Raw genomic sequence first — 22,619 nt, 5'->3', positions numbered from 1 at the left:
ACCACCGATTCCCGTGGAAGGGGAGTGCCATGACCAATCGAGAAATTAGACTGAGCAGAGGGCGAGTTGAAAGCGTTGCTGTCGTCGGATGAGGACGGCTTTCGCAAGGTCTTGGAGATTGTGGTGCAGGAGGCTTTGGAGGCCGAGATGACGCAGGCCATCCAAGGAACTTACCAAGGGCAATCAGTAACGCACTTCGTCGACCCGCAAACCGGCTTGAATGTCATTCGCGATAGTTCAGGAAATCTCCTGTCTGGATGGAAGCTCAGTCCCAAGCAGTTAGAATATGTCTTGACGACCGGCAAACTGGGAGGCGAACTATGAGCAGCGTATCTGGCGAATACCGTACGTTGGTTGAAACTTTTCTCGCAGGGGAAATAGATGCTCATAAGTTGGTAGAAATTTACTTAAAGAAATTTAAGGATGAGACGCGAGCCATCCCAGAGCAGGAGTTTAAGGTGATAGATGAGATCTTTGCTGACATTGACTCATACACTTCCGATATCAGCTTGATTAGAGAGAATCCTAGATTCTATCTTGACGAAGCACAACTGAGAGTAAAAGTTGCGGAGGCCGTAGACCGGCTCCCATGAGGCTTACCGGCTGCCCGGCGGACACGCCAACGTCATCGCTGAATGCAACGCCATTTTTCCAGAGCTTGACGCACACAACTTTCGAGATCCCTAGTCTGCGGCAGAGCTTCAGCTATCTGGCGGGTTATCTCAGAACCGGCTGGAACGTTCTTTTGGCTGAGGCGACTTCAAGCCGTGACAGGAGCATTCCGGATCAGCGGGAAGTCGCGCAGCGGTCTCCAGCGCGACCCGCGAGGCTGTCGTGGAAAGATTGGGCAGCACGTCCTCCTGCAGCAATTTCTGGCGATTGCGATCCATATAGTCGTTGAAGCCCGCCGTCACGAACGCGCAAGGCACGAAACACGCGCCGATCTCGCGCGACAGGGTCGCCTCAGGGGCGATGGAATGGTTGAGTACATCCGCCCCCATGCCCCGATACGCCAAGGCTTCGGCTGGCGTTGTCAGCCGGGGCCCATAACAGTGGGCAGCCACCAACTGCTGTTCGATGCCATAAACGCGGCATTCGGCTGGCCAATGACGGCGGGCCGTTTCGACCAGAACCGCCGCACATCTTGGACACACGATTTGCTTGCCCGAACAGTCAAAGCTCTGGCGGTCAGGCAACAGTGAAAACGGGGTCTGCGTCAGTTCGATGATGTCGGCGGTCACCACCATGTCGCCCGGCTGGATCGCCTTGTTGACGGCGCCAACCGTCGAGCAGGCGAGAACTTGCCGTACACCCGCCCGCATCAATACCCAGAACGCGCGGCGATGGCAGGAATGGTCGATACGGTCGCGGGGATTGCCGTGCGAATACATGCACAGCGCGCGTTTTGCTCTCCCTTCCGCTGTGATCGACGCATCGAACTCGAGCAGCTTCCAGTTGTCGGTGCGACCGAAAGGTGTTTCAAAACTCATGTCGCGCCGCAAGGTGCGCACACCATCGAATTCGACATCTTCCGGGAAGGCAAGCCCCCAGTTTGCCGACCCGGTGATGATGGCCAACCCTACCTGAGGGATGTCCGTCGAATGATCCGTCAGATCGTCGGCTGCATGGTAATTGGCGGGCATGTTTCCAGTCTCGGTCAGGATTTTTGGCGAAGGGTCACAATCAGGACCACGGCCACGACGATGACGGTCCACAATGTCGAGATCGCCGCAATGGTCGGATCGATCTGATCGCGCAGCGACAGGAACATAAGCTTCGGCATCGTGCTGTTGCGACCGCTTGCGATGAAGATCGAAATCACAGACTCGTCGAGCGAAGTCAGGAATGCCATCAATGTCCCCGACAGCAAGCTGATCCGAAGTTGCGGAACGACTATTCCGCCAATGGCTCTGGCCCAGTTTGCACCGAGGCTGCGCGCCGCCTGAACCTGGTTCCAGTCAAAGCGGGCCAGAGCGGGTAGCAACACAATGCAGGCGACCGGAACGGCCAGCACCACATGTCCGACCAGCACACCCAACAGCGTTCCGATCAGATGTTGTGCGGCCAACACAAAGAAGAGACCGATCGCAAGCAGGATACCTGGGGTGATCGAGGGGGTCAGCAGGACGCTCTGGATGGCCGCAGCGGTCTTTCCGCCCAGCCGGTTCATTGAAATGCAGGCGAGCAGCGCGAAGGGCACCGCGATCAACGCCGTCAACGTCCCAAGGATCAAACTCGTCCTCAGCGCGGCCATCCACGTTGCCGAGCCGAAGAAGTTCTCGTACCAGCGCAACGAGTAGGCGTGCGGCGGAAACTCGAGGAGATTCGACGCCGAAAAGGAAAGCGGCACCACCACGAGCGTCGGCAGCATCAGAAATGCCATGACAAGAGCGGCAAAGCTCCAGAGCAAAATGCGGGCGAGCCTGTTTTGCGGATAGGCTTCAAGCATGGGAGGCTTCCACGGTGTTCTGGGCCACCAGCCGGCGTGCCGCCAGCAACATCACACCGATCAGCGCCATGAGAACGAGGAGCAGAATGCCCAGGACGCTCGCCGATCCCCAGTCCTGAAAGGTCGATAATGTACGCTCGATCCGGGTAGAGAGCGGATTTACCTTGCCGCCGCCAAGCACCGCCGGCGTGATGAAAAAACCTATGGCGTAGATGAGGACGATGATCGAACCCGAGAAGATGCCGCCCGCCGAAAGCGGCATAATGACGGTGCGGATGACCTGCCTGAGAGTGGCTCCCATGCTCGCTGCCGCGCGAATGAGATTTGGGTCGATATCGCGCATCGCAGCATAAACAGGCAGCAGAAAGAGTGGCAGCATGTAGTGCACCATGCCGATGAGCGTTCCCGTGAAGTTGTAGACCAGCGGCAATGGCTCCGCCGTCAGGCCTGAACCGGTCAACGCCGCGTTGATCAGGCCGTCGCGCCGCAAAAGCACGAGCCAACCATAGGTACGCACCAGAATGGAGGTCCACAGCGGCAGCATGACGAACGCCATGAGCACGTTGGCCAACCTTGGTCTGACGCTGGCCAGAGCGAGCGCCAGAGGGGTGCCGAGGAGAATGCAGGCCGCTAGCGTACCCAAAGACAGTTCGAGGGTCGTGACGAGCGCCGACCATGTCAGTCCGCTCGAAAGGACCTTCTGGTAATTGCCGACGGTGTACTCACCTCCGGTGGTCAGGAAGGATTGCCGGATGATCCAAAGGATGGGCAGTATCGCCGCCAGTCCAACGATGAACAGCGCCGGGAGCGAAAGCGATAGAAAAAACCGCCGCTCGCGCCGTGCATCCGCTGCGAGCGCCGGATCCCGGACGACGGTCACGCCGTCGCTCCCGGTATCGCGTGAACCTTCGCGGCTGGTGCATATGCGGTCATCCGCTGACCGGCGGCAAGTTCGGCGCAACCGCCGGCCAGCGCTGCCGGAATGCAGACAAGAACCTCTTGCCCACCGTCAAGCGCCAGCGTCAAAAGCCAGTTCTCGCCGCGGAACGCTTTGGTGCGCAGTATTCCTTCGAGGGCCACTCCGTCTCCTCCGACGAGCTTCGCATCAAGATGGAAGCTTTCGGCGCGGATCATCAGCGTTTCGTGTGATGCTTCGGCGCCGTCGATTCTGCGCGCCGAGCCCGGGGCCACAATGTTGGCCTCGCCCATGAACTCCGCGACGAAGCGGGTCGATGGACGATCATAAATCCGCTGCGGCGTATCTATCTGCTGGATGCGGCCAGAATTCATCACCGCAATCCGGTCAGACATAATCAGCGCTTCGCGCTGGTCGTGGGTCACATAGATTGTGGTGATCCGTAGATGATCATGCAGACGCCGGATCTCATATTGCATGGTCTCGCGCAGATTCTTGTCGAGCGCCGACAGCGGCTCGTCCATCAACATCACGCGCGGTTCGAAGACGATAGCCCGCGCCAATGCCACCCGTTGACGTTGGCCGCCGGATAGTGCGGCAATATTGCGCTCCGCCAAGCCATCCAGCTTCACGCGGGCCAAGGTATCAAGCGCCCGCTGACGCGCCTCCGCTCTCGGTACCTTGCGCAGCACCAGCGGATACGCGACGTTCGCCAGGACGTTCATGTGGGGAAACAAGGCGTAATTCTGGAATACTATGCCGATGTCTCGCTTGTTGGGCGGCAGGCGGGTGATGTCTCGATCGCCCAGGAAAAGTTTACCGGAATCCGGCCGGACAAAACCGGCCAGAGCCATGAGTAACGTGGTCTTGCCCGATCCCGATGGCCCTAGCAGCGTGAGGAATTCGCCAGCCTGAATGTCGAGCGAAACATCATCCAGTGCGACGTAGGACCCATAAGCCTTGTGCACGCTTTCGATGGTGATCGCGAGCGACTTCATTATGTGCTCCAGCCTTGAAGCGCGTCGCGTTCGACCGGCTTCACGCGACGCGCTTTAGGTTCTTGTTTTCATGCATGTCGTTGTCGCGCGCTGCACATTTCTGCGCGACATGCGTCAGAGCTGAGAGTCAGCGAGCCATCATTTCATCGAAGGCTCTTTGGGCAGCCTCGCCATTCTTGACCCACCATTCTGAATTGGAAAACACCGAAGTGCCAGCATTTTCAGGCGCGGTCGCAAGTGTCTTCAGACGGTCCTCGGGAATAAGGCCACCCTCATATGCCGCAGGATTGACTGGGCCATAGGCAATGAAATCGGTCAGCTTGGCAACCCGCGCGGGCTGCGTCATCGCAGCAATGAGCTTCATCGCGGCCTCCTTGTTCGGCGCTCCCTTCGGCACCCCAAGACAGTCCGTGCCGATGACCGAACCCTTGAACGTGTAGTCAGCCGCGCCGCCATCTGCTTTCACGGTTTGGGCGCGTCCGTTCCAGGTAATGACCAAATCCGCCTCACCGTCTTTCAGCAACTGTGCGGACTGGGCGCCCGAGGTCCACCACACGGCGACGTTTGGTTTAATCGCTTCAAGCCGCTTGATGGCGCGCTCTAGCCCGTCCGGTGTGCTGAGCACGGAATAGACGTCCGACGGTGCTACGCCATCGGAGAGAAGCGCGATCTCGATCGAGTCTTGCGCATTGGCCCGCAACGCGCGACGGCCAGAAAATTTGGCAACATCCCAGAACTCCGCCCACGTCTTCGGCGGGTTCTGGCCATAGGTCTTGGTGTTCCACGACATGACGGTGCCATAGGAATCGAACGGATAGCAGTAGTCGGACTTTGCGCCGTCCGGCACGGATTTCGGATCGATGATCTTGTAGTCGAGCGGCTCCAGCAGCGACTGTGCGGCCGCCTGCGCCCCTTCCGGCGAACCCAGGTGGACGATATCGGTCGTGACTGCACCCGAGGTAACCTGCATCTTCAGGGCGGCCAGGCCGTCGCTCTGCGTCTCCTCGCGGACATCATAGCCAAGCTCTTTTGCAGCCGGGCCCCACATGGCCTCCTTGATGGCGTTGCCATAGTCGCCGCCCGCGGTCGTGATGGTGACCGTCTGCGCATGCACGGGCAGGGCAGCCGAGACTGCGAATGCTGTTAAGGAAATGCGTAGCCAGGACATAGGTTCTCCTCCCCAACGTCTATGGAATATCGCTTGAAAGAGCCATTATTTTGTAATCGTAACGTTACGATTGCATCTGGATACGCTAGAGTCAAGCTGCTTCCTATGGGAGTTCGGATTGACCGGGATGTCGAATTCGGTAACGCTATGGCGGTCAGCAAATCAGCCGGCGCTTTCGCAAATGAAGTCGGGCGAACAATGGCCAATCTAAAGCAGATCGCCGCGGAACTTTCCCTCTCGGTGACCACGGTGTCCCGCGCTCTGAAGGATGGACCGGAAGTGCAGCCCTCGACCATAGCCCGCGTCAAGGAGGCGGCTAAGCGGGTCGGCTATTTACCAAATCATCATGGTCGCGCGCTCAAAACCGGTCGAACGCAGACGCTGACGGCGGTGCTCCCGATGGAGACACGAGACCATCTGTCCGATCTGTTGAAGCTTCCTTTAATCGAAGGCATGACGCTGGCGGCGCGGCAAGCCGGTTATAGTCTGTCCATCTATTCCACCACTCCCGACGACGATGCCGTTGAGAGTGTGCAGCGGCAGCTTCAGGCGCGCAGCGCAGACGGCCTGATCATCACACGCCTGGTGTCGGCTGATCCGCGCGTCAAGCTGCTGCTGGATCAACGCATGCCATTCGTCGCGTTTGGAAGAACCGACCTGGATATCGCCTATCCCTATGTCGATGTGGACAATGAACAGATTGCCTACGAGGCGACCCGGCGGCTCATGGATAAGGGCTGTCGACGCATTGCGCTGCAACTTCTCGTTCCGGAGGACCAGGCGAGTGCTATGCGTCTTTCCGGGTATGGAAGGGCAATGGCCGAGGCCGGTATTCCGATCGACCAATCGCTGATCGGTCATGGCATGTTCACCATGGAATCGAGCGCCGGCTGGTTCGATCGCTTGCTGGCGTCATCAGATCCGCCAACGGGCTTGGCGTGCGCCAACGAACTGGGCCTTCTGGGAGCGTTGCACGCTCTCGGCAAGCGGGGTCTTACAGCAGGCCGCGACGTCCACATCGTCACCCGCGACAGCACGCGGCTGGCACGCTTCCTGCCCGCAAAGATCGGAGTTCATTCCGTGGATATGGCGGGTGTTGGACGCAAACTTATCGAAGTCCTGGAGAGCCGGATCATCAATCCGCTTGGGCCGGTGGAGACAGTCTTGGTACAAGGCAGATTCGAGCCGGCCGAATAGTCCGGGCGGCCCTCAGGAGGCCACCTCGTTTTGAACCGGCCGGATCAGCGCCTTTGCGGCATCTGCCGGAACCGGAGCTCCAGGACGGCGATGTCCTGGTAGCGGTCCATGCTGCTGGGGTGAACCTGCTCGATTCCAAGGTCAGAACCGGAGAATTCAAGCTCATCCTGCCCTATCGGCGGCCGTTCATCCTGGGCCACGACGTGGCCGAACGGTTATCCGCGTGGGACCGAAAGTTCGCAAGTTCAAAGCCGGCGACGATGTCTATGCGCGGCCGCGCGATGGCCGGATTGGGACATTCGCCGAATTCATTGCCGTGGATGAAGCCGACGTGGCCTTGAAGCCTGAGAATCTCAGCATGGAAGAAGCGGCCTCGATTCCCCTGGTCGGACTGACCGCCTGGCAGACGCTTATCGACAGGGCAAACCTGACGAAGGGACAGAAGGTCTTCATTCAGGCTGGTTCCGGCGGCGTCGGAACATTCGCCATTCAGTTGGCCAAGCACCTCGGCGCGACCGTTGCGACAACCGCGAGCGCGGCGAGTGCCGATCTGCTGAAAAGCCTCGGCGCCGATGTCGTCGTCGACTACAGGAAAGACGACTTCGAGAAAGTTTTGTCGGGCTACGATGTCGTCTTGAACAGCCAGGACGCCAAAACACTGGAAAAATCCATGAGCGTGCTGAAAGCGGGTGGGAAGCTCATCTCCATTTCCGGTCCACCGGATCCCGAATTTGCCAGGAAAAGGGACTGAATTTGATGCTGAGGCTGGTGCTGCGCGTCCTGAGTCTCGGAATTCGGGCCAAAGCCAAGCGCCGCGGCGTGCAGTTTTCGTTCCTTTTCATGTGGGCGCAGGGCGATCAGCTGAGCAAAATCACCTCTCTCATCGAAGCCGGCGCGATCCGCCCGGTTGTGGATCGAGTCTTTCCATTCGAAGCGACCAATGATGCCCTGGCCTATGTCGAAACAGGACGCGCCAAGGGCAAGGTCGTCATCAAGCTCAGATAGCAGGTGCCTCGAACGCACCCCTCAGCGTCTCGAACGGCGCCAGGGCGCCGCGCACCTGCACGACGGCGGCGGCAACGCGATGGGCGCGCTGCACTGCTTCTTCCGGGGCATGTCCGGCAAGGCGAGCGGCGAGGTAGGCGCCGTTGAAGGAGTCGCCGGCGCCAGTGGTGTCGACCGGCGCGGCGACATGCACCGCCGGCACCGATTGCGAGCCGCTGTTCCGGGCGATCAGCGCCGGCTCCTCGCCGTTCTTGACGACGACTTCGCCGACCAGCTTTCGCAGCCGTTCGGCTGTTTCCTGCGGTGTCGTGTCACCAAACAGCACCTGCTCGTCGGGGAAGGTCGGCAGCGCGATGTCGGCGACTGCGAGCGCCTCGAGCATGGCGGCCTGTGCTTCCTCGCGCCGGCGCCACAGCCGCGGCCGGTAATTGGGATCAAAGGCGATCAGCGAGCCGGCCGCGCGCGCTGTGGCCACGGCCGTCAGCAGTACCTTGCGTGGACCCTCGTCGAGAATTGCCAAAGTGATTCCGGAAAAATAGACAAGCGCCTGGTCTTCAAGGCTTTTCTGCAATGCGGCTGGGTCCGAAGCCAGCTGCCTTGCGGCCGCATCGGCCCGCCAATAGGTGAAAGAACGTTCGGCGCCGGTCAGCGTGATCGCATAGAGGCCGGGGCGGGCGCCCGCTATCACCGGGCTGGCGCCGATGCCGATGCCGTTCTCGGCCAGGAACTTGATCTGGTCGCGCGAGAACGGGTCGTCGCCGAAGGCCGACACGTAGGTCGCCGGCCGCTCGCTGCTCAAGGCATGCAGCGCCCATAAAGTGTTGAACGTGTCGCCGGCAAAGCCCATGCGCCAGTTCGGCCCGGCCTGGCCCGAAAGCTCGAGCATGCACTCGCCAATCGAGGCGATGCCGTTTCCTGCCATGAAGCACTCCTCCATCCTGCAATTGCGGTGCTGTAGCTTTTTGCGGCCGGCAGCGCCATGCTTGGCGACGGCGGATTCTTGCGCTGGGCGCGATTTCCCACAGGGGGTGGGACGCGATCTGCCCAGCGAAACGTTATCCGCAGAACAGGAATTGGTTTGGCATCGTTATGGCGTTATCTTCTTGGAGGCCTCGGCCTGGCTGCCTTGCTTGCCGGCGTGCTGGCCGTCGTCTATCTGACGGCGCCGCATGCGCCGCAACCAAGCTCGGACGTAGGCCGTTCCAAGACGACGGCGAACAAGCTGTTCGTGGCGACTTTCGAGCCCGAGAAAGGCGTCATCCGGCAGGGCGAACTGGAATCCTGGCTGCTGACGCTGAATACCGTCGACGGTGCGCCGGTGGAAGGTGCTGCGATAACGATTTCCGGCGGCATGCCGCAGCACAAGCACGGTCTGCCGACCAGCCCACAGGCGACCGATTACCTCGGCGCCGGGCGCTATCGCATCGACGGGGTCAAATTCACGATGAGCGGGTGGTGGCAATTGCATTTTGCCATTTCCGCTGCGGCCGGTTCGGACACTGTCGTCTTCAACGTGGTGCTGTGAGCCGCTGATGAGCCGGTTTTCCAGTCTTCTCGTGTTGGTGGTGGTGGCCGTGCTTGCCGGCTGCGGCAGACCGGAGTTTTCCGATGCCGAAAAGCAGACCATCGCCTCATTGGCGCTGTCCAGGCTGCCGCCGCTGAAGCCCGACACCACCAATCGCTTCGCCGATGTGCCGGCCGCCGCGGCACTCGGCTCGACGCTGTTCTTCGACACCGGGATGAGCGGCGACGGCACGGTATCGTGCTCGACCTGCCACAAGATCGACCGCCAATTCCAGGACGACCTGCCGCAAGCGGTCGGCGTCGGCCGCACCAATCGTCGTACCATGCCGTTGGCCGGCGTCGCTCATGATCCCTGGTTCTTCTGGGACGGGCGGCGCGACAGCCTGTGGGCGCAAGCGCTGACACCGCTTGAAAATCCGCTGGAGCAGGCGGGCAACCGCGCCGCCTTCGCGCATTACATCAAGGCCCGCTTCGGCGAGCGCTATGAGCGCATCTTCGGCCCGCTGCCGAACCTTTCGGGCGTGCCGGCCAATGCCAGCCCGCTCGGCACCGATGCCGAGAAGGCGGCCTGGAAAGCCATGCCCGCCAGCCAAGCCGAGGAGGTCAACCGCGTCTTTGCCAACATCGGCAAGGCGATCGCCGCCTTCGAGCGCTCGATCGCGCCGCCGCAGACACGCTTCGACCGCTTTGCCATCGATCTGGCTGCGGGCGCCGAGCCGAAAGGCGACGCTGCCTTTTCGCCGGAGGAAATCCTCGGCCTGAAGCTGTTCATCGGCAAGGCCAATTGCGTGACCTGCCACAATGGCCCGCGTTTTACCGACGGCAGCTTCCACAACACCGGCGTGCCGCCGGTCACGGGCCTGCCGCCGGATCGCGGCCGCGTCGACGCGGTGCGCCAAGTCGAGGCCGATCCGTTCAACTGTTTCGGCGCCTTTCGCGACGGCGATGCCAGCGCCTGCCGCGAACTGCACTTCATGGTCAAGGCCGGGCCGGAACTCGTTCGTGCGTATAAGACGCCGTCACTGCGGGGTGCCGCCACCCGGCCGCCCTACATGCACGCCGGGCAGTTTTCCTCGCTCGACGAGGTGGTGGCGCATTATTCCAAGGCACCGGCAAGCGTCGAGGGCACATCCGAGATCCACCCGCTGCAGCTTTCGGACCGCGAACGCGCGGCGCTGGTGGCGTTTTTGAAGACACTGGCGGAGTGAGGGTGGCTCAGCCCGCTCGGTAGCGATCGGCTTTCTAAGTCCTTTACTCCGCCAACATTGCCGCAACAGCGCTCTCCTACCGATCCTTCACCGTCTCCATCGCGACAAACGTCGAGGTCTGGGCAACGTGCGGCAGGGCGGAGATGCGCTCGCCGAGCACGCGGCGGTAGGCGGCGATGTCGGTGGTGCGGACCTTCAGCAGATAGTCGAAGCTCGACGCCATCATGTGGCACTGCTCGATCTCCGGCACCGCCTGCACGGCGCGGTTGAAGGCGTCGAGCGCGGCCGAGCGGGTGTCGGACAGTTTCACCTGGACGAAGGCGACATGACCTTCGCCCATCCGCTCGCGGTCGACGATCGCCTGGTAGCCTCTGATAAAGCCGTCCATCTCCAGCCGCTTGACCCGCGCCTGCACCGGCGTCTTCGACAGGCCGACTTTTGCCGCGAGTTCCGACATGGAAAGCCGGCCATTGCTGCCCAGCGCCGACAGGATGTTCCTGTCAATGCGGTCCAATTGGTCTTCTGTCATTGAAATTCTGGTCAAATTGGCGTGGATCGGCCGTCATGATAGATCAATCGACCTGCGCTGTCGATTTCTTTGGACCGACTGCGATCGGGCTTTGTGCTAGCTTTGCGCCATTCGGTCCGGCAGCCGCCGGCCCGCTCACTGATGCTTGCTCTACAGGACCGTCATGCCAGCGCTCGATGCCATCCGCCAGCAGATCCGTGCCAATTACCTGCCTGACGAAGACGCGGCTGTGAAGCGGCTGGCCGAGGCGACGGGGCTTTCAGGGAAAGACCGAAAGGCGATCTCGGCCCGCGCTGCCGATCTGGTGCGGGCAGTGCGCGGCTCGTCCGATCCGCGGCTGATGGAGGTCTTTCTGTCCGCCTATGGCCTCTCGACCAAGGAGGGCGTGGCGCTGATGTGCCTGGCCGAGGCGCTGCTGCGGGTGCCCGACACCGAGACGATGGACGATCTCATCGCCGACAAGATCGCGCCGCACGACTGGTCGGCGCATGCGGGCGGCTCGAGCTCGATCTTCATCAACGCGTCGACCTGGGCGCTGATGCTGACCGGCCGGGTGCTCGACGAAGGCGAGGGCGGCATCGAAGGCACGCTGCGCGCCATGGTGCGCCGGTTGGGCGAGCCGGTCATCCGCAAGGCGGTCGCGGCTGCCATGCGCGAAATGGGCGAGCAGTTCGTGCTTGGCCGCACCATCGTCGAGGCGGTCAGGCGCGGCCGGCCGATGACACAGAAAGGCTATCTCTATTCCTTCGACATGCTGGGCGAGGCGGCCCGCACCGAGGCCGACGCCTTGCGCTATCTCAAGGCCTATGCCGACGCCATCTCGTCGCTCGATGCCGGCGCCAACGGCCCCGACATCCGCCAGAACCACGGCATCTCGGTCAAGCTTTCGGCGCTGCATCCGCGCTATGAAGTGACGCAGAAGGAAAAGATGCTGCCGGTCATGGCCGAGCGGCTGCTGTCGCTGGCGCTCGCAGCGCGCCATTCGCGCATGGGCCTCAACATCGACGCCGAGGAAGCCGACCGCCTCGATTTGTCGCTCGACGTCATCGAGCGGGTGCTGGCCGAGCCGGAACTTGCCGGCTGGAACGGTTTTGGCGTCGTCGTCCAGGCCTATGGCCCACGCGCCGCCTTCGTCATCGACTGGCTCTACGAACTGGCGAGGAAATATGACCGCGGCATCATGGTGCGGCTGGTCAAGGGCGCCTATTGGGACACCGAGATCAAGCGGGCGCAGACGCTCGGGCTCGACGGCTATCCAGTCTTTACCCGCAAGGCCAATACCGACGTCTCCTACCTGGCCTGCGCCAACAAGCTGTTGGCGATGACCGACCGCATCTATCCGCAATTCGCCACCCACAACGCCCACACCGTCGCCGCCATCCTGTCGATGACGACGGACCGCGATACATTCGAATTCCAGCGGCTGCACGGCATGGGCGAAGCTCTGCACGAGACGGTGCGCAAAGCCGAAGGCACGCGCTGCCGCATCTATGCGCCGGTCGGCGCCCATTCCGACCTGCTTGCCTATCTGGTCCGCCGGCTGCTGGAGAACGGCGCCAATTCCTCCTTTGTCCACCAGCTCACCGACGAGGAGGTCGAGCCCGAGGACATTGCCCGCGACCCACTCGAGACGGTGGAGAAACAAGGCCCCGCCGCCAATCCGGCGATCGTGCCGCCGTCGGCGATCTTCGGTCCCGGCCGGCGCAACTCCAAGGGTTTCGATATCACCGACACGCTGACGCTGGCTGCGATCGACAAGGCGAGGGCCGAGTTCGCCGGGCCGGAGCGCTGGCACGCCAAGCCGGTCAGCCGCGCTGCCGGCTATGGCAAGCAGCGTCCGGTCGTCAATCCGGCAAAACCTTCGGAAGTGGTCGGCACGGTCAGCGAGGCCGGCGCCAAGCAGGTCGAGACCGCCGTGCGCATCGCCGTCGAGGCACAACCGGCATGGGCAAGACGCCCGGTCGCCGAGCGCGCCGCCATCCTCAACCGGGCGGCCGATCTCTACGAAGCGAACGCCGTCGAGTTCTTTGCACTCGCCGCCCGCGAGGCCGGCAAGTCGCTCGCCGACGGCGTTGCCGAGGTGCGCGAGGCAGTCGATTTCCTGCGCTACTATGCGGCCGAGGCCGCAAATGCCGAGGCGGGAACCGACGCGCGCGGCGCCATCGCCTGCATCTCGCCGTGGAATTTTCCGCTCGCCATCTTCACCGGGCAGATCGCGGCAGCACTCGTCACCGGTAATTCCGTCATCGCCAAGCCTGCCGAACAGACGCCGCTGATCGCTTTTCGCGCCGTCCAGCTGCTGCGCGAGGCCGGGGTGCCGGAAGACGTCATCCAGCTTCTGCCCGGCGACGGCCCCTCGGTCGGCGGCCCGCTGACCGCTGACCCGCGCATTGCCGGCGTCTGCTTCACCGGCTCGACGGAGGTCGCCAAGCTGATCGAAAAGCAACTCGCCGAGACCGCTGCGCCCGATGCCATGCTGATCGCCGAGACCGGCGGCCTGAACGCCATGATCGTCGATTCCACTGCGCTGCCCGAACAGGCGGTGCGCGACATCCTGGCCTCCGCCTTCCAGAGTGCCGGCCAGCGCTGCTCGGCATTGCGCATTCTCTACGTGCAGAAGGACGTCGAGAAGAAGATGCTGGAGATGCTGAAAGGCGCGATGGAAGCGCTCAGCCTCGGCGACCCCTGGCGGGTATCGACCGATGTCGGCCCGGTCATCGACGACGAGGCGCAAGCGTCGATCCGCGACTACTGCACCAAAATGGGCCTGCAGGGCCGGCTGATCGCCAAACTCGAAGCACCGAAGGATGGCCGCTTCGTTGCGCCGCACGTCTTTCGGGTCAAGGGCATCGAGGAGCTGGAGCGCGAGGTGTTCGGGCCGGTGCTGCATGTCGCCACCTTCGATGCCGACGAGATCGATGCGGTGATCGCGGCGATCAACCGCAAGGGCTATGGCCTGACCTTCGGCCTGCACACCCGCATCGAAGGCCGCGCCCAGCATTTCGTCGACGGCATCAATGCCGGCAACATCTACGTCAACCGCAACCAGATCGGCGCCGTCGTCGGCGCGCAGCCGTTTGGCGGCGAGGGGCTTTCCGGCACCGGGCCGAAGGCTGGCGGCCCGCATTATCTCCGGCGCTTCCGCAAGGGACCGGAGGCCGGCCCCCATCTTGCCGAAGGCCGCAAGGTGACGGCGACCGAGCTCGCCGACAATCTGCCGGACCCGGCGTTTGGCGGGTGGTCGACGCGGCCGGATCGCGTCGCCATCCTGAGGAAACATCTGCGCGGCAAGGGCGGCGCGGCCATCGGCGCTGCAGCCGCGATCGATTTCGGCCAGGTCGACCTGCCCGGGCCGACCGGCGAGGCCAACACGCTGTCGCTGGCGCCGCGCGGGCGCGTGCTGTGCCTCGGTCCCGACGCGGATACGCTGCTTGCCCAGACCATCCAGGCGCTGGCCGCCGGCAACGCGGTGCTCGCCGTCGCGCCCGGCGCGCCGGCGGCGCTATCAGCGCTGACCGGCAAGGGCTTGCCGCTGGCGGCGATCGACGGCCGGCCGGACCCGGTCGAAGCGCGCTCGCTGCGGGTTGACGTCGTGGCCTTTTCCGGCACGCCCGAGGCCGCGCGCATCGTGCGCAAGGTCATCGCCGAGCGCGCCGGCCCGATCGTGCCGCTGGTCAGCGAAGTCTATTATCCGGCCGCCTATGCGCACGAGCGCGCCGTCTGCGTCGACACCACGGCGGCGGGCGGCAATGCCAGCCTGCTGGCCGCTGCGTAGGGTTTCGCCAGGGTTCGCGTATCGCGGGCCGTGTAAATCGCTTCAGGTTTCCCCTCACCCTTACTCTCTCCCCGTGAAGAACGGGGAGGGGGTCGCCCAGCGTTGCGTCCACCACGCCCCTTCTTCCCGTTCTTTACGGGAGAAGGTCCCGGCAGGGGGTTGAGGGGCGGCGCCGGCTTTGGTGGCTGAGAGCGATAGTTACCTGATACCGAGCGGCACCTCGAACTGCCAAGCCGAGCGACCGGCTCCTTCCGGAATGGGAGGAAACGGAGAAGCCCGGCGGATTGCGTCGAGTGCGGCTTTGTCCAGCGCGGCAACACCCGAACTGCCCGTCAGCCTGGCCGACCGGACGCTGCCATTCGATGCGACGGTAAAGGCGACGGTAGCCGTGCCGGTGGCGCGCGTGCGCGTCGAATTGAACGCCCGCACCAGCTTAGACCTGATCTTGCCGGGATAGTTGGTGACGGCTGCATTGCCGACGCCTGATTTGCCGCCCCTGCTGGCGGTCAGGATCTTGCCGTCCTTCTTGCCGTCGGCCGCGCCGCGCGCGACATCCGTTTCGTCGCGGCCGCCGGAGCCGGTCTTTTTCTTCTTGGAATCGGCTTTGGCAAGTGCCTTGCTCGCTTTCTTGCGCAAGGCCGGCTTTTCGGGCTCGTTTGGTTCGGCCCTCCTGGCCGGCTTTTTCTGCGCGGTTGCCTTCTTCGGCTGCTTGGGCTCCGGCCTGTTCGGCTTCGGTTCTTCCGCCGCGCCGACTGTCTCGGTCGTCCGAACTGTTTCGGCCGGCGTCCGATCGGCTGGTGCCGGAGCACTCGTCTCGGCAGGCTCGGCCGTTTCGACCGCGCTGACTGGCGGCGGCACGGCGTTGTCGTCGGCAGGCACCAGCCTGTCGGTCGCAAGAATGTCGGGCGATGGGTCCTGGCGGGCAGGCTGGACGGGTTGGGCAGGTGCGGGATCGGTGCGATCGGCAGGCGCAGCAGCTTCCGTGGCGGCCTCGCTGACCGGCTCGACCACTTCTGTTCCGGAAGCTTCGGCCGCGTCAGTGACCGGCTGAAGCGTCTCCTCCGCCGCAGTCGCCTGTGCCTCGACCGTTTCCACCGGTCTTGCGTCCAGCATCGTCACCATCGTCACGTTGGCCACGTCCGGGTCGTCTCCGACATCGCTGGCTGCCTGCTGCGGGTCGGCGCCGAGCAGCATTTCGCCTTGCTGGTCGGCACCTTCGATCCTTGGCCGGTCGTCCGGCAGCGTGAGAAAAGCCAGCGCCACGGCTACGTGGAATGCGCAAGAGCAGGCGATCGCCACCGTCCAGTTGCGGCGCCGCTGCTTCTGTCGTGCCTGCCGCATTGGCTCCACAGGCACCGTAGGCAAGTTGCCGTCGGCATCGACGATGTAACTGTCTTCCGGTCTGTCGCGCAGCGAAACACGCAGCGCCTCGCGCGGGATGGCGAAATCCGGATCGTCCGGCTCCGGCGGCAGGAAACCGGCTAGCGGCCACGCCACGGCGTTTCGTGCGAAGGCGGGTTCCAGTCCCAAAATTTAGACCCCGAAGGAGATGCCGGTCCTGGTCTGCGTGTTCAGCCCGCGCATGCAGGCATTCGGCTCGGCGCCGGCGCATTCCGTGGCGCTGTTGATCAACACGCGGCTGAGCTTGCCGCAATCGGTGCCGGCAAGGTCGAAACGCGTCACCTTGGTCTTGCCTGCCGGCAGCTCCTTGAAATCGAGCACGGTCAGCCGATCGACGACACCGACTTCGTTGAACAGCGCGATCTCGAATGCCGCCTTGGACAGATCGGCACCGAGATTGTTGGTGACCACGAAGGTCAGGCGGCAGGCCTTGTCGGATGGTTGCGCGCCGTTCAGTTCTAGGTTCAGCGCCGGCGCTGGCTGCTGTGTCCATGCCGGAGCCGCCGCAAGCGATATTGCCAGCACCGCGGCGAACAGACGAAGGGATGCCGTCATGCCTGTCATTGTTGTCAGCCTCCAAACCTCATGGTCGCCGCCAGCTTCAGGGTGACGCCGGGCTCGTAGACGACGCTCATCGTCGATGCGTTCAGCGGGTTGGCGTATTTGACGTCGAACAGATTGTCGGCGCGGAAATCGACCTTGAAATTGTCGGTCGCCTGGTAACTGGCGAAGGCATTGACCAGCGTATAGTCCTTGGCCACCGCGTTGCCCTGCGGCTTGCCGTTGTATTGCACCTCGCCGCCGATTGTCAGCCTGTCCTCGAGGAAGCGAAAGCCGAGTTGCCCGGTGACCTGGGAGGAGGGGACGGTGACAAGGTCCGCCCGTTCGCCTTCATAGGAGATGGTGTGGCCGTCGGTGACCGACGCCGACAGCCCGGCAAAGCCCCAGGCGGCGTCATAGACGCCCTCCATCTCGAAGCCGTGAATCCTGGCCTTGGCGAAATTCTGGTACTGGAAGCAGATCGGGATGCCCGGACCGAATGGGCAGCCGCTGGTCGGGTCGAACGGCGACAACGTCACGCCGTCGATGTAGTCGTCGACGTTGTTGTTGAAATAGGCCGCCTTCAGCCGCAGCGCGTCATCAGCCTCGATGACACCATTGGTGCTGTAATTGACGCCAAACTCCACCGTCTTGCCGATTTCAGGCTTCAAATTCGGATTGGGGAGAAACGGGAAGCTGACGCCTGACGGATGATTGCCGCTGATCAGCGTCTCCGACACCGACGGTGAACGGTAGCCTTCCGCATAGGTGCCGTAGAATTGCAGCCCGGAAAGGCCGGCGGTTTCGAAGGGCGAAACGCCCACCGTGATGCGTGGCGACAGCCGGTTGCCAGAGGTTTCGCCGACATCGCTGTCGAGCTTGTAGCTGTCGTAACGCAGCCCGGCGATGACCTCGAGCCAGTCCCAGGTGAGCTTGTCCTGGACGTATGCGCCGGAGACGTTTCTATCGCCCGAGGGCGTGTAGAAACTGTCGCCGCCCGCCGTGCCGCCTGTCTCGACATCGTCGCCAACCCAGTCGCCGCCGTAGGTCAGCTCATGCGCGATTCCAACGGTCTCGAATCTCGAGGTGTTCCAGATGTCGATGCCGGAAGTGCCGATATCGAAGGTCGATATCGAACCCGCTGGCAGGATGATCGGAAGACCGGTGACCGGATCAAACCGGTTTTGCGCGACAAGGGTCGTCAGATCGAGCTTGGTCTTGTTGTAAGATGCGTTGATGTGGAGATCGAGCCAGCTCCTGTCTTCGTCGGTGATGTTGTAGCGGGCCGTGAAGGTATTCGCCTTCAGGTCGGCGTCGTTCACCGGCGCACTGCCGCTGGTTTCGGTCCATCCGTCGTTCGAGCCGATCCAACCGAGCTTCAGCTGGCTGTTGTCGCTGGGGCGGATGGTCGTCTTGAGCAGCCCGCTCAAGACATCGAAGCCGGTGCCCGCTACAGTGTCGCCGCCGCCATGCTTGTAGTCGTCATAATCGCGGTAGACGATGTTGCCGAGCACGTCCCAATTCTCGTTGATCCGATAGGCACCGCTGGCGCTGGTGGTCCAGCCTTCGCCGTTGGTTTCGTAGCGCCCGGTCGCTGCTGCCGCCCAGGTCTCGTCGGACCTGAGGAAATCCTGCGCATCTTTGGTGTCGAAAAAGACGACGCCGCCGATCGCCCCGGAGCCATAGGTGTTGGCGACCGGGCCGCGGATCACGTCGACGGATTTGATTAATTCGGGATCGATGTAGAAGGTCGATTGCGTGCCATGATCCGAGCGCTGGAAATTCTGACGAGCGCCGTCGACAATGACGGAGACGCGGCCGAAATCCTGCAAGCCGCGGATGTTGATGCTGGAGCTGACACGCCTTGCGTCGGCCTGGACGGCGACACCCGGCACACCGAACAGCATTTCGTTGGGCGTCGTCGCCATGCGGCGCTCGAGCTGTTCCTCATCGACATGGCTGGCTGAAGCAAGCGATTCGATCGCCGTCTCGCCGGTACGGCTGAGGATCAGGATCTTGTCGAGCAGCGTGGTACCCGTCAAAACCGGCTTTGCCTGTTCGGGCTGTTGTGACGGGTCAGTCCGTTGCTGGCCGGTTGCCGGTTGGGCGGCCTGCTGGGCGCCGGCCGGTGTGGCGAGCAGCGGGATCGCCGCCGCGCCGGCCAGCAACGCGGCCATTTTGCTTGCCATAGACCCCATTTTTCTTGCTGTCGACCAGTGTGCCAGGCCGCTGCCCGCCGGCCGTCCCCAATTCGCCAACCCCATGCTGCAACTCCAAGAATCCATGTTCGATGCTGGCTGGCTTGGGGCTCGCTGGCATTTTTCATCGCGTCCGGCGTCTTAAATGTTGACTCATTTACTCCGGTATTGCACTGCTAGATAACATGACCATTCGAGTCAAGAATTGAATCGGCATTTCACGCAGGCGCCGAGCCAGATGCCCGGCACAGAACAGGGAGCGAACCCATGAACACGCACAATCCCAGCGACTTTCACTATCGCGTCCGCCGTTCCGACGAAAATTCCGTCCGTTTCGAACGGGTCCAATCGGCCGTGAGAACGCTGTCCAGCAACACGCTGTTCCAGGGTGAGCACGAGATCGGCATCGAGCATCACGGTGCGCTGTATCGGCTGAAGATCACCCGGCAGGGCAAGCTCATCCTCAACAAGTAGGTGGTAGAAATGGACCAGCGCGTAAAACCCGCCCCGCACGAGATCCGGCGGGCACGGGCAGACAATCCGAAAATGCGCGAGCGTGATCTCGCCGCCCGGCTGAGGATTTCGGAGGCCGAACTGGTCGCCGCGCATTGCGGCGACGGGGTCGTGCGCGTCGAGCCGCGTGTCAACGACCTCTTGACTGGCCTCGAAGCTGTCGGTGAGGTGATGGCGCTGACCCGCAACGAAAGCGCGGTGCACGAGAAGATTGGCGTCTACGACAAGGTCGTCACCGGCAATCACAATGCCATGGTGCTCGGCGAAAACATCGACCTGCGCATTTTCCCCAAAGTCTGGGCGCACGGCTTTGCCGTGGAAAAGCGCGATGGCGCCGACATCCGCCGCAGCCTGCAGTTCTTCGACACCGCAGGCGAGGCGGTACACAAGATGCATCTCAGGCCAGCCTCCAACCTCTACGCCTATCAGAAACTGGTGGCCGGGCTGGAATCGCCGAACCAGGAGCCGACGATGGCGATTTCAGCGGGCACGGCTGACGAGACCGAGACTGCGGACAATTCGGCGAGCGTCGACGATCTGCGCAACCGCTGGAGCCAGTTGACCGACGTGCACCAGTTCTTCGGCATGCTGAAGACACTGAAGATCAGCCGCCGACAGGCGGTGCGCATGGTCGGCCAGGACTACGCCTGGCTGGTCGAGAAGGATGCGGTGAACGCCATGTTCAACCACGCCGCTGCCGACGCCATTCCGATCATGTGCTTTGTCGGCAATCGCGGCTGCATCCAGATCCATTCCGGCCCCGTCGCCTCGATCAAGCCGATGGGACCATGGCTCAACGTGCTCGACGAGACCTTCCATCTGCACCTGCGGACCGACCACATCGATGAGGTCTGGGCCGTGCGCAAGCCGACCAAGGACGGCCATGTCACGTCGCTCGAAGTCTATGGCGCCGACGGCAAGATGATCATCCAGTTCTTCGGTAAGCGGCACGAAGGCGAAAGCGAGCGCGAAGACTGGCGCTTTCTGGCCGAAAACCTGCCGCGCATTCCAAGCCCGACCGCAGCCTGAGGACAACGACGATGGTTCTTGTCTCCAGGCTGGCATCGGTCTCCAGGCCGGCGCTTGGTCCTGCGGCCGCCGTTTTCCTGGCATTCGCCGCGCTGATGACGGCTCAAGCCGCCGAGGGCATCGCGACTTTCGCCGATCGCTCGAGGATCGTGGCTATTGGTGGCTCGATAACCGAGATCGTCCACGCGCTCGGCGAGCAGGATCGGCTGGTCGCCCGCGATTCGACCAGCCGTTACCCCGAGGCGGCGCTCAAGCTGCCTGACATCGGATACATGCGCCAGCTGTCGCCGGAGGGTGTGCTGTCGGTCAATCCGTCGGGCATACTGGCGCTGCACGGCAGCGGACCGAAGGAAGCCGTCGACGTGCTGAAGAAAACGAGCATCCCGTTCATCGAGGTGCCCGAGCGCTACGACCACGAAGGCATTCTAGAAAAGATCCACATTGTCGGCAGGGCACTTGGCGTGGGCGCCAAGGCTGATGCGCTGGCGGTCGAGATCGACGCCAAGCTGAAGGCAGCTGAAAAGCAGACCGCCTCGATCGAGGAGCGCAGGCGCATCCTGTTCGTGCTGTCGATGCAGGGCGGCAAGCTGCTTGCCGCCGGCAGCGACACCGCCGCCGACGGCATCATCAAGCTGTCGGGCGGCATCAACGCCATCGATGGCTTTGCCGGCTACAAGCAATTGTCGGACGAGGCAGTCATCACCGCCAGGCCCGACGTGATCCTGATGATGAACAACGCCGGGCCGGCCACCGCGGATGACGAATTGTTTTCGAACCCTGCCGTGGCTTCGACGCCGGCGGGTGCAGCCCGCACGCTGATCCGCATGGACGGCGGCTACCTGCTCGGCTTCGGTCCACGCACGACCGACGCCATCCATGATCTCGCCGTCTCGCTCTATGGCAGCCAGGTCGCGGATTGAGCGCGATGGCCGATCATTCGATCGCCGGTGCGACGGGCATTATGGCGACGGCAGGTGACCGTTCGCGGCGTGCCTGCCTCGTCATCGTGCTACTCTGCGTCGGGCTGGTTATCGCCGTGCTGTTGTCGCTGACCTCCGGCGCGTCCGATGCCTCGGCCATCGGCGTCATGCACAACTGGCTGTTCGGCGCGTTGCCCGGCGACGCGGCGTTGAGCGCCCGCGACCGCCTGATCATCCATGACATCCGTCTGCCGCGCATGATTCTGGGCGTGCTGATCGGTGCATCGCTTGCCGTCTCCGGTGCCGTCATGCAGGGGTTGTTCCGCAATCCGCTGGCCGACCCCGGCCTGATCGGCGTTTCGGCTGGATCGAGCCTCGGTGCGGTCGCCGTCATCGTGCTTGGTTCGACCATGCTGGCGCCGCTGACTTCAGCGCTCGGCACGACGGCTTTGCCGCTGGCTGCGTTCTGCGGCGGGCTGGCGACGACACTGCTGCTCTATCGGGTCGCGACACGACAAGGCCGGACCTCGGTCGCCACCATGCTGCTCGCCGGCATCGCGCTGGCGGCGCTTGCCATGGCGCTGACCGGCATCCTGATCTTCATGGCCGACGACCGGCAATTGCGCGACCTGACCTTCTGGCAGCTCGGTTCGCTGGGCGGCGCAACCTGGCAAAAGATCGGCTCGGTCGGGCCGGTCATCGTGCTGGCGCTGGCGGCAATGCCGTTCCTGGCGCGCGGCCTCAACGCGCTGGCGCTTGGCGAGGCCACCGCCGGCCATCTCGGCATTCCGGTGCAGCGGCTGAAATACACCGCCATCATCGGCGTCTCGGCAGCGGTCGGCGCCTCCGTCGCGGTCAGCGGCGGCATCGGCTTCGTCGGTATCGTCGTACCGCATTTGCTGCGTTTGCTGATTGGCCCGGACAACCGCTATCTGCTGCCTGCATCGGCACTGCTTGGTGCGGCGCTGCTGCTTTTGGCCGACGCCGCCGCCCGCACCATCGTCGCCCCGGCCGAATTGCCGATCGGCATCGTCACCGCGGTCGCCGGCGCACCGTTCTTCCTGTGGATACTGCTGCGTAAGCGCGGCGTCATCGACCTGTGAGAGACCGTTTGGAAACTCTACTCTGGCGGCCATCTGATGGCGTTTTTCTGCGCTTCCGGTGCTCACGGACCCAAATGTCCGCTCCGCTCCGGTTCTCGAAACCACCACCATATGACTCGCCAGAGCGAATATCGAAACAGTCTCTA

Annotated in this window: 20 protein-coding genes and 1 pseudogene; 11 read left to right on the top strand and 10 right to left on the bottom strand. The window is 63.0% G+C overall.

The genetic code is table 11. The features are described 5' to 3' along the window. Positions 1 to 66 precede the first annotated feature (66 nt). Complete coding sequence (locus NKJ35_RS10820) at positions 67 to 324, top strand: colicin D domain-containing protein (RefSeq protein WP_352646846.1); 258 nt, start codon at positions 67 to 69, stop codon at positions 322 to 324. Beyond that, a complete protein-coding gene (locus NKJ35_RS10815) occupies positions 321 to 593 on the top strand; it encodes a colicin immunity domain-containing protein (protein WP_352646844.1) in 273 nt (90 codons plus the stop codon). Before NKJ35_RS10820 ends, NKJ35_RS10815 begins: the two co-directional genes overlap by 4 nt. 129 nt (positions 594 to 722) lie before the next feature. On the opposite strand, the gene NKJ35_RS10810 is transcribed toward NKJ35_RS10815, so the two are convergent. The 5 genes from NKJ35_RS10810 to NKJ35_RS10790 all read right to left on the bottom strand — a co-directional run bounded on the left by NKJ35_RS10810 (position 723) and on the right by NKJ35_RS10790 (position 5,531). Beyond that, positions 723 to 1,643, bottom strand: a complete 921-nt coding sequence (locus NKJ35_RS10810; RefSeq protein WP_352646842.1) for a phosphorylase family protein — start codon at positions 1,641 to 1,643, stop codon at positions 723 to 725. Between the two features lie 14 nt (positions 1,644 to 1,657). Next, positions 1,658 to 2,449: an ABC transporter permease gene (locus tag NKJ35_RS10805; protein WP_352646840.1), complete on the bottom strand. Its 792-nt coding sequence runs from the start codon at positions 2,447 to 2,449 to the stop codon at positions 1,658 to 1,660. Continuing rightward, complete coding sequence (locus NKJ35_RS10800; RefSeq protein ID WP_254818216.1) at positions 2,442 to 3,329, bottom strand: ABC transporter permease; 888 nt, start codon at positions 3,327 to 3,329, stop codon at positions 2,442 to 2,444. Before NKJ35_RS10800 ends, NKJ35_RS10805 begins: the two co-directional genes overlap by 8 nt. Next, complete coding sequence (locus NKJ35_RS10795) at positions 3,326 to 4,363, bottom strand: ABC transporter ATP-binding protein (protein WP_254818389.1); 1,038 nt, start codon at positions 4,361 to 4,363, stop codon at positions 3,326 to 3,328. Before NKJ35_RS10795 ends, NKJ35_RS10800 begins: the two co-directional genes overlap by 4 nt. 127 nt (positions 4,364 to 4,490) lie before the next feature. Then, a complete protein-coding gene (locus NKJ35_RS10790) occupies positions 4,491 to 5,531 on the bottom strand; it encodes an ABC transporter substrate-binding protein (RefSeq protein WP_352646838.1) in 1,041 nt (346 codons plus the stop codon). Between the two features lie 147 nt (positions 5,532 to 5,678). Here NKJ35_RS10790 and NKJ35_RS10785 point away from each other — a divergent pair, with 147 nt between their 5' ends. Then, complete coding sequence (locus NKJ35_RS10785; protein WP_352646836.1) at positions 5,679 to 6,728, top strand: LacI family DNA-binding transcriptional regulator; 1,050 nt, start codon at positions 5,679 to 5,681, stop codon at positions 6,726 to 6,728. 53 nt (positions 6,729 to 6,781) lie between these two features. Then, a pseudogene (locus tag NKJ35_RS10780) lies at positions 6,782 to 7,733 on the top strand (NADP-dependent oxidoreductase). Here NKJ35_RS10780 and NKJ35_RS10775 read toward each other — a convergent pair. Next, the gene (locus tag NKJ35_RS10775) at positions 7,726 to 8,655 is read right to left on the bottom strand and encodes a sugar kinase (RefSeq protein WP_352646835.1); all 930 of its coding nucleotides are present in this window, start codon (positions 8,653 to 8,655) and stop codon (positions 7,726 to 7,728) included. The pseudogene NKJ35_RS10780 and the gene NKJ35_RS10775 sit on opposite strands and share 8 nt — an antisense overlap. A 156-nt stretch (positions 8,656 to 8,811) precedes the next feature. Here NKJ35_RS10775 and NKJ35_RS10770 point away from each other — a divergent pair, with 156 nt between their 5' ends. Further along, a complete protein-coding gene (locus NKJ35_RS10770; protein WP_352646833.1) occupies positions 8,812 to 9,258 on the top strand; it encodes a FixH family protein in 447 nt (148 codons plus the stop codon). Positions 9,259 to 9,265: 7 nt separating this feature from the next. Then, complete coding sequence (locus NKJ35_RS10765) at positions 9,266 to 10,465, top strand: cytochrome-c peroxidase (RefSeq protein ID WP_352646831.1); 1,200 nt, start codon at positions 9,266 to 9,268, stop codon at positions 10,463 to 10,465. A gap of 76 nt (positions 10,466 to 10,541) precedes the next feature. Here the strand turns inward: NKJ35_RS10765 and NKJ35_RS10760 are convergent, their stop codons facing one another. After that, positions 10,542 to 10,994, bottom strand: a complete 453-nt coding sequence (locus NKJ35_RS10760) for an Lrp/AsnC family transcriptional regulator (protein ID WP_352646829.1) — start codon at positions 10,992 to 10,994, stop codon at positions 10,542 to 10,544. 163 nt (positions 10,995 to 11,157) lie between these two features. Between NKJ35_RS10760 and putA the strand changes: the two genes are divergently transcribed. Next, entirely contained in the window at positions 11,158 to 14,769 is a 3,612-nt protein-coding gene (gene putA, locus NKJ35_RS10755; RefSeq protein WP_352646827.1) for a bifunctional proline dehydrogenase/L-glutamate gamma-semialdehyde dehydrogenase PutA, read from the top strand. A gap of 198 nt (positions 14,770 to 14,967) precedes the next feature. On the opposite strand, the gene NKJ35_RS10750 is transcribed toward putA, so the two are convergent. From NKJ35_RS10750 to NKJ35_RS10740, 3 genes are read right to left on the bottom strand one after another with little or no spacing between them, the layout of a single operon-like run. Then, positions 14,968 to 16,266 (bottom strand): energy transducer TonB family protein, encoded by a 1,299-nt coding sequence (locus NKJ35_RS10750; RefSeq protein WP_352646824.1) that lies wholly within the window; start codon positions 16,264 to 16,266, stop codon positions 14,968 to 14,970. A 36-nt stretch (positions 16,267 to 16,302) separates the two neighbouring features. After that, positions 16,303 to 16,734, bottom strand: coding sequence for a hypothetical protein (locus NKJ35_RS10745; protein ID WP_352646822.1), 432 nt, complete (start codon positions 16,732 to 16,734; stop codon positions 16,303 to 16,305). 5 nt (positions 16,735 to 16,739) lie between these two features. Continuing rightward, complete coding sequence (locus NKJ35_RS10740; protein ID WP_352646821.1) at positions 16,740 to 18,887, bottom strand: TonB-dependent hemoglobin/transferrin/lactoferrin family receptor; 2,148 nt, start codon at positions 18,885 to 18,887, stop codon at positions 16,740 to 16,742. Positions 18,888 to 19,175: 288 nt separating this feature from the next. Here NKJ35_RS10740 and hemP point away from each other — a divergent pair, with 288 nt between their 5' ends. The 4 genes from hemP to NKJ35_RS10720 are packed head-to-tail and all read left to right on the top strand — an operon-like array spanning position 19,176 to position 22,473. Continuing rightward, positions 19,176 to 19,382 (top strand): hemin uptake protein HemP, encoded by a 207-nt coding sequence (gene hemP / locus NKJ35_RS10735; RefSeq protein WP_352646819.1) that lies wholly within the window; start codon positions 19,176 to 19,178, stop codon positions 19,380 to 19,382. Between the two features lie 9 nt (positions 19,383 to 19,391). Next, complete coding sequence (locus NKJ35_RS10730; protein WP_352646817.1) at positions 19,392 to 20,450, top strand: hemin-degrading factor; 1,059 nt, start codon at positions 19,392 to 19,394, stop codon at positions 20,448 to 20,450. A gap of 11 nt (positions 20,451 to 20,461) precedes the next feature. Beyond that, positions 20,462 to 21,370 carry a heme/hemin ABC transporter substrate-binding protein gene (locus NKJ35_RS10725; RefSeq protein WP_352646816.1) on the top strand — a complete coding sequence of 303 codons (909 nt, stop codon included), beginning with the start codon at positions 20,462 to 20,464 and terminating at the stop codon, positions 21,368 to 21,370. Between the two features lie 5 nt (positions 21,371 to 21,375). Next, positions 21,376 to 22,473 (top strand): FecCD family ABC transporter permease, encoded by a 1,098-nt coding sequence (locus NKJ35_RS10720; protein ID WP_352646814.1) that lies wholly within the window; start codon positions 21,376 to 21,378, stop codon positions 22,471 to 22,473. The last annotated feature ends 146 nt before the right edge of the window (positions 22,474 to 22,619 follow it).

Source organism: Mesorhizobium sp. M0136 (assembly GCF_040322515.1).
Lineage (GTDB): Bacteria > Pseudomonadota > Alphaproteobacteria > Rhizobiales > Rhizobiaceae > Mesorhizobium.
The sequence above is the reverse complement of the archived record's forward strand: the minus strand, read 5'-3'. Positions and strand labels throughout refer to the sequence as shown.

Coding starts and splice junctions, on each gene's coding strand:
- NKJ35_RS10815 (WP_352646844.1), top strand. CDS start 321: ATGAGCAGCGTATCTGGCGAATACCGTACGTTGGTTGAAACTTTTCTC.
- NKJ35_RS10810 (WP_352646842.1), bottom strand. CDS start 1,643: ATGCCCGCCAATTACCATGCAGCCGACGATCTGACGGATCATTCGACG.
- NKJ35_RS10805 (WP_352646840.1), bottom strand. CDS start 2,449: ATGCTTGAAGCCTATCCGCAAAACAGGCTCGCCCGCATTTTGCTCTGG.
- NKJ35_RS10795 (WP_254818389.1), bottom strand. CDS start 4,363: ATGAAGTCGCTCGCGATCACCATCGAAAGCGTGCACAAGGCTTATGGG.
- NKJ35_RS10790 (WP_352646838.1), bottom strand. CDS start 5,531: ATGTCCTGGCTACGCATTTCCTTAACAGCATTCGCAGTCTCGGCTGCC.
- NKJ35_RS10785 (WP_352646836.1), top strand. CDS start 5,679: ATGGCGGTCAGCAAATCAGCCGGCGCTTTCGCAAATGAAGTCGGGCGA.
- NKJ35_RS10775 (WP_352646835.1), bottom strand. CDS start 8,655: ATGGCAGGAAACGGCATCGCCTCGATTGGCGAGTGCATGCTCGAGCTT.
- NKJ35_RS10765 (WP_352646831.1), top strand. CDS start 9,266: ATGAGCCGGTTTTCCAGTCTTCTCGTGTTGGTGGTGGTGGCCGTGCTT.
- NKJ35_RS10760 (WP_352646829.1), bottom strand. CDS start 10,994: ATGACAGAAGACCAATTGGACCGCATTGACAGGAACATCCTGTCGGCG.
- putA (WP_352646827.1), top strand. CDS start 11,158: ATGCCAGCGCTCGATGCCATCCGCCAGCAGATCCGTGCCAATTACCTG.
- NKJ35_RS10745 (WP_352646822.1), bottom strand. CDS start 16,734: ATGACAGGCATGACGGCATCCCTTCGTCTGTTCGCCGCGGTGCTGGCA.
- NKJ35_RS10740 (WP_352646821.1), bottom strand. CDS start 18,887: ATGGCCGCGTTGCTGGCCGGCGCGGCGGCGATCCCGCTGCTCGCCACA.
- hemP (WP_352646819.1), top strand. CDS start 19,176: ATGAACACGCACAATCCCAGCGACTTTCACTATCGCGTCCGCCGTTCC.
- NKJ35_RS10730 (WP_352646817.1), top strand. CDS start 19,392: ATGGACCAGCGCGTAAAACCCGCCCCGCACGAGATCCGGCGGGCACGG.
- NKJ35_RS10725 (WP_352646816.1), top strand. CDS start 20,462: ATGGTTCTTGTCTCCAGGCTGGCATCGGTCTCCAGGCCGGCGCTTGGT.
- NKJ35_RS10720 (WP_352646814.1), top strand. CDS start 21,376: ATGGCCGATCATTCGATCGCCGGTGCGACGGGCATTATGGCGACGGCA.